Source organism: Sphingopyxis sp. (assembly GCF_016463645.1).
Lineage (GTDB): Bacteria > Pseudomonadota > Alphaproteobacteria > Sphingomonadales > Sphingomonadaceae > Sphingopyxis.
This window is the reverse complement of sequence record NZ_JAEMQX010000167.1, coordinates 1-6,455: the sequence shown is the minus strand read 5'-3', so window position 1 is coordinate 6,455 and position 6,455 is coordinate 1. Positions and strand designations below refer to the sequence as shown.

General features: G+C 68.1%; 5 protein-coding genes. All 5 read left to right on the top strand.

Annotated features, from left to right (window positions below):
* The coding region (locus JHC57_RS20230) for a ParB/RepB/Spo0J family partition protein (protein ID WP_294032394.1) at positions 1 to 536 on the top strand (536 nt) is incomplete at its 5' end.
* Positions 537 to 796: 260 nt separating this feature from the next.
* Positions 797 to 1,306 (top strand): DUF4402 domain-containing protein, encoded by a 510-nt coding sequence (locus JHC57_RS20225; protein ID WP_294032393.1) that lies wholly within the window; start codon positions 797 to 799, stop codon positions 1,304 to 1,306.
* Between the two features lie 186 nt (positions 1,307 to 1,492).
* A complete protein-coding gene (locus JHC57_RS20220; RefSeq protein ID WP_294032392.1) occupies positions 1,493 to 2,320 on the top strand; it encodes a molecular chaperone in 828 nt (275 codons plus the stop codon).
* Positions 2,321 to 2,352: 32 nt separating this feature from the next.
* Entirely contained in the window at positions 2,353 to 5,151 is a 2,799-nt protein-coding gene (locus JHC57_RS20215) for a carboxypeptidase regulatory-like domain-containing protein (protein WP_294032391.1), read from the top strand.
* A 119-nt stretch (positions 5,152 to 5,270) separates the two neighbouring features.
* Positions 5,271 to 6,455, top strand: a 1,185-nt coding sequence (chrA, locus tag JHC57_RS20210) for a chromate efflux transporter (RefSeq protein ID WP_294032390.1), incomplete at its 3' end; no start/stop codon positions are given.

The following is a 6,455-nucleotide window of genomic DNA, read 5'->3' as shown; positions in this document are numbered from 1 at the left end:
TGGTCGAGAATATCCAGCGGCAGGACCTCAACGCGATCGAAGAGGCGAGCGCCTACCGCCGCCTGATCGATGACTTCGGCCATAATCAGGAAGCGTTGGCGAAGCTGGTCGGCAAGTCGCGCAGCCATGTCGCGAACCTGATGCGCCTGCTCGACCTGCCCGAAAGCGTGCAGGCGCTGGTCGGCGACGGCTCGCTCGCGATGGGGCATGCGCGCGCGCTGATCGGCGCCGACGACGCCGAAGCGATCGCGCGCCGCGTCGCGAAGGAAGGGCTGTCGGTGCGCGCGGTCGAGGCGCTGGTGCGTGCGGGCAAGGGCGGCGATGCGCCGCCGCGCAAGGGCCCGCTCGAATACAAGAGCGCCGATGGCGGGCGCGACCCCGACATCGTCGCGGTCGAGCGCCATCTGTCCGAACTTCTCGGCATCGCGGTGGGGATTCAATATGCGGGCGAGGGCAAGGGGGTGCTGACGCTGAAGTTCGCGTCGCTCGACCAGCTCGACATGATCTGCCAGCGGCTTTCGGGCGAAGGAATCTGATTCGCGCCATCGCGCGCGTCAATAATGTACCAGTCCGGGCCGTCAGCGTCGGCTGGCCGCTCGCGCACACCGCCTGACTTCTCATTAATATGTTGATTTATAAGGGATATATTCCGCAGCGGCGACGAATCCTTGCCGCGCCGTTAACCAGGCTTGCTGGCAAAGCCTGAACAGGTCCCCGTTTAGACAGGACGGTGAATGGGGTGGGATATCCATTCGGAATTCGACCGAAATTCTTCGGTATCAAGGGACCAAATCATATGCGCAAATTCGGAATGAAGCGCGCCCTTCTGGGCGCCGCGATTGCTGTTCTCGCCATGAACGCTTCGGCGGCGCAGGCGGCGTCGGCGACGGGGACGGCCACGGCCAAGATCCTGCGCCAGATCACGCTCACCAAGACCAGCGATCTGCAATATGCGACAATCATCAGCGGCGCGACCCCTTCGACCGTCACCGTGTCGCCGGCCGGCGCCGCGAACTGCGGGGCGGGGCTGACCTGCACGGGAACGACGACCGCGGCGAACTTCGACATTCAGGGCACCAACAATGCGGTCGTTCTGGTCGGTGGCGATCCGAGCGTGACGCTCAATGGTTCGCTCGGCGGTTCGATGACGTCGACGCTGACCTATTCGGCGACGTCGGTGACTCTGACCAATGGCCCGGGCACCACCGGCGGCAGCTTCCAGGTCGGCGGCACGCTGAGCGTCGGCGCCAATCAGGCGTCGGGCGACTATTCCGGGACGTTTAACGTCACCGCCAATTACCAGTAAAGTTTGGGGGGCCTGGCGGGCCGAGATCCGCCAGCCGTTAAAATGGGGTTGCCGGGCGCGCGTCCGGCGGCCCCTTTTTTTCGCGGCATCGATGGTTAGCGAAATATCAACCATGTTGGCGCAGGCAGGATGCGACCATCGGGACGGTGTGGGGCCGGCTCCCGGACGATTGTGGGGATCGTATCCATGTTTCGCTTTCTGAAGGGCTTCGGCCTGCTTACCGCGGCTGCCCTCGGCGCCGCGGCGCCACCCGCGCTCGCGGCGGGCGACCTGCTCGTCGCGCCGACGCGCGTCATCCTCGACGGATCGCGCGGCACCGAAGTGGTGCTCAACAATATCGGCAGCGAGCCCGCGACCTATCGCATCAGCCTCGAGATCAAGCGGATGACCGCCGAGGGCGGGCTCGACGAGATCGCCGAGGAGAATGTCACTGTCGCCGAACGCGCGGCGCTCGACATGATCGTCTTCAGCCCGCGCCGCGTCACGCTGCCGCCGAACCAGCCGCAGGTAGTGCGAGTCGGGGTGCGCGTGCCCGAGGGGCTGCCGCCGGGCGAATATCGTGCGCACATGCTGTTCCGCTCGGTGCCCGATGCGGTTCCGGCCGAAGCTGTCGCGGCGAAGTCCGCAGGTGCGGGCGTGTCGATCGCGCTGACGCCGATCTATGGCATCACGATCCCGGTGATCGTCCGCGTCGGCGCTCTCGGCGCCGAGGCGTCGATCGGCGAAGCATGGGTGAGCCAGGGTGCCGACGGGTCGGCGTTCAATTTCGACCTGTCGCGCACGGGCGGCCGCTCGGTCTATGGCGATATCGAGGTGACGCGGCCGGGGGTGTCCGAACCCCTGCTGGTGGCACGCGGCGTCGCTGTCTATCCCGAGGTGGGCGCTCGCAAGGTGTCGCTGCGCGTGCCGGACGAGCTTGCGGCGAAGCTGAAGGGCCCGGTGCGCATCCGCTATTCGGAGGACCGCGAAATCGGCGGCGGAACGATCGATGAGGCCGACCGGATGGTGAAATGACGGGGTAAGCCCCGAGCGAAACGGGCGGGACGATGATCCGCGCGACGCTTTATCGATGGATGAAAGCGGCGACGGCCGCGCTGGCGCTGGCGGGGATGGTCCCTGCCGGCGCCGGGGCTGTCGAGGCGAGGCCGGTCCCGCTCGCGGCCGATAACTGGATGCCGAACGAGGACGACAGCTGGCTGTTCGACGTGCGGTCGGGGCAATATCGGCTCGGCGACGGGGTGCGGGGGTATCAGACGCCGCAGGGAATCTGCGTCGACCTGGGCGATGTCGTGCTTGCGCTCGACCTTGCGGTGCGCGTCGACCGGAAGTTGCGCCGCGCAACCGGCTGGGTGTTCGACGAGCGGCGGAGCCTGACGATCGACCGCGACGCCGGCGAGGTGCGCGCGGGTAGCCAGGGCTTCCGGCTCGGCGCGACGACGATTCGCGACACTGCGGCGGGGTGGTGCGTCGATCTCGACAGCCTGAACCAGTGGCTGGGCGTGCCGCTGGCCGCCGATCTGTCGAACGCGGTGCTGCGGATCGATTCGAAGGACAAGCTGCCGTTCCAGCTCGCCGCCGAACGGCGCGCGCGCGCGGCTTCGATCCGTCCGCAGGCGCAATTCGACCTCGCGAGCCTGCCGCAGACGGCCCGGCGCTATCAGGCATGGGCGACGCCGTCGGTCGATATCGTCGCCTCGGCCGGCGCGGTGTCGGACAAGCGGGGCGGATCCTATGTGCAGGGGCGCTACGAGATTTTCGCGGCGGGCGAGGTGCTGGCGCAAAGTTTCGACGCGCGGCTGTCGTCGGATAATGAAGGCGTGCCCGACAGCCTGCGGATGCGGCTCTACCGCACCGATCCGCAAGGGCAGTTGCTCGGCCCGCTGCGGGCGACATATTATGGCGTCGGCGATGTCGGCCTGCTGTCGACGGGCCTCGTCGCGGCGTCGGCGCCGGGGCGCGGCGCGGTGCTGACCAATCGTCCGGTCGAGCGGCCCGATGCGTTCGACAAGACGAATTTCCGCGGCGATCTGCCCGCGGGCTGGGACGCCGAGCTCTATCGTAACGGGCAATTGCTCGCCTTTACGAGCCCCAATGGCGACGGCCGCTACGAATTCATCGATGTGCCGCTGCAATATGGCGCGAACCGCTTCGAGATCGTGCTCTATGGCCCGCAGGGACAGATCAGGCGCGAAATCCGTCAGGTGCAGGTGGGGATGGATTCGATTCCGCCGCAGCAGACCTGGTACTGGGCCGGCGTCGCGCAGGAAAATGCCGACCTGATCGAATTCGGCGATCGGCGGCGCGGCGCGTTCCGGCGCGGGTGGCGCGGGACGGCAGGCATCGAGCGCGGGCTCGATACGCGGACGTCGGCCGCGGCGTATCTGCACAGCCTGTTGATCGAGAATGTCCGGCATAATTATGGCGAGGTCGCGCTGCGGCGCTCGATCGGGCCGACCCTGCTCGAGGTCGGGGGCTCCTACGCCGACAATGGCGGCGTTGCGGCGCGTGCGAGCTGGCTTGCAGCGTTCGGCGAAACCTATGTGCGCGGCGACGCGATGCGTGGGTGGGGCGGGTTCGTGTCGGACCGGCTGTCGGACACGATCAACGGCATCATGTCGGTGTCGGTTGACCAGTCGGTCAAGCTGGGGCGGGCGATCCTGCCGCTGCATTTCGACGTGCGGCACGTCGAGCGCTGGTCGGGGGTCGACAGCATCGAGGCGAGCGCGCGCGCGTCGGCGAGTTTCCGCGCGCTGACCTTCACCAGCCAGCTCGACTGGAGCCGGACGAGCGCGCCGGTCGGCCCCGACCCGCCCGACAATCTGATGGCGACGCTGCTCGCCAATGCGCGCATAGGCGGGGTTCGTGTCCGTGGGGAAGCGCGCTTTGCGCTGTCGGGGGACAACAGCGACACACGCATGACGCTGATCGGCGAATGGGCGGGCGCAGGAAAGCGGGCGGGCGATACCGAATGGCGCGCCGAGCTCGGTTATGACCGCGGGCTCGACCGTGCGCGGGCAGGAATCGGATATACGCGCCGTTTCAACAAGTTGCAGCTGACGGGGTTCGGCGAGGTTGCGAGCGACGGGTCGGTCGCGGCATCGCTCGCGCTGGCTTTCAGCTTCGGGCCGAAAGCGGGCGGCGGCTGGCGCCTATCGAGCGAAAAGCTCGCGAGCCGCGGTCAGGTTATCGCCGATGTATGGATGGACGAGAATGGCGACGGCGTTCGCCAGCCGGGCGAGGTGGCGCTGCCCGGCGTGCCGCTCACCGCGGGCAATGCCTTTGTCGACGCCGCGACCGACAAGACGGGGCGTGGTACGATCGACGGGCTCGAACCCTTTCGCGCGGTGCTGATCGGGATCGACGCGGGGAGCCTGCCCGATCCCTATGTCCAGCCAGCACTGCCGGGGGTGGTCGTCTCGCCGCGGCCGGGGGTTGCGACGCGCGTCGCGCTGCCGATGGTCGCGGCGGGCGAGATCGAGGGGACGCTGCGGCGCGACGGCGGCAATCCGGTCGAGGGACTGGGCGTCGAGCTGGTCGATGCCGAAGGCCGGGTTCGCGCGACGACGCTGACCGAGTTCGACGGCTACTTCCTCTTCGAGGGCGTCGCTTACGGGCGCTACACGGTGCGGCCGGGCAAGGTGTCGGCGGCGGCGCTGCGGCTCGACGGCACTTTTGCGATAAGCGCGGTTCCCGGCAAGGCGACACCGCGCGTACGGCTCGGCACTTTGGTGCTGAAGCCGCTGCGCCGCGATATGGCCCTGCGGCAGGACATTGCGGACGGCGGTAACAGCGCGCGTGGCCCGCCCGGCGGCGCCGAAGGCAAGGAGGGCCCTAGCGGCGATTGACTTCACGGCCGGCTTCGGGTGATATCCGCGGTAACGGGCCGGTGCGGACGCCCGTTCAGGCGGAGTCCCGCCCAAGTTCCGCTCCATCCGCCGCATGTCGCGGCGCGCGGAGCGTTGATATGACCACCGACCTTGCCCGAACTGGCCCGTCCGATCTCAGTCTGACGGCGCTGTTTCTGAAATTCCTGCGCTTTGGATGCCTCGCCTTCGGCGGGCCGGTCGCACAGATCGCGATGATCCGGCACGCGCTTGTCGAGGAGGAGCACTGGATCGATCCGGCGCGGTTCAACCGCCTGCTCGCGGTGCTGCAGGTCCTGCCCGGGCCAGAGGCGCACGAGCTTTGCGTCCATCTGGGCATGGTCGCACGCGGCCGGATCGGCGGACTGCTCGCGGGGCTGGGGTTCATGCTGCCGGGGCTGGCGCTGATGCTGGTCGCAGGATGGCTTTATGCCGGCTGGATCGCGGGCAAGGCCGACTTGTCCGGCGTATTGCTCGGCGTGCAGGTCGCAGTTCTGGCGATCATCCTGCGCGCGGTTATCCGGATCGGCGAGCATATCGTAGAGGACCGGCTGCTCGCGCTCGTCGCCGCCGCGAGCCTGGTTGCGACGCTCGCGGGCGTGCCCTTCTGGATCCCGCTCGTCGCCGGCGGACTCGCTTATGCCTTCGCGCATCGCTCTCTCGCGGCGATGCTGATCGTGGTTGCGGGTATCGGGGTGGCGGTGATGATTCGCCCGATGGCGGGTCCTGCGGTTTCGGGTACGACGGCGATGGCGGTCGCCCCGGTTACGCTCGCCGCCCTGTTCGCCGCAGGGCTGAAGGGCGGGCTTCTGACCTTCGGCGGCGCCTATACCGCAATACCCTATGTACGCGCCGATACGGTCGGACGCGGCTGGATCGGCGACGGGACATTCCTCGACGGCATCGCGCTTGCCGGCGTGCTTCCGGCGCCGCTCGTCATCTTCGCGACCTTCGTCGGCTATGTTGCGGGCGGTCCGGGTGGCGCGCTCGCGATCACCGCAGGCATGTTTCTGCCCGCATTCGCCTTTTCGCTGATCCTGTTCGAGCGACTCGAGGCGATCGTGGAGAATCCGGCGCTGCATCGCCTGCTCGCGGGTGTCGCGGCTGCGGTGGTCGGCATCATCGCCGCGACCTTCGTGCAGCTGGGGCAGGCGACGGGTGCGCGGGTTACGGAACCACTGTTCGCGCTGTTGCTTTTCGCGGGCGCCCTGGTCGTAGCGTGGCGCGTCAGGGGTGCATGGGTCACGCCGGCGATCATCGCGGGCGGGGCGATCGCGGGATGGGCG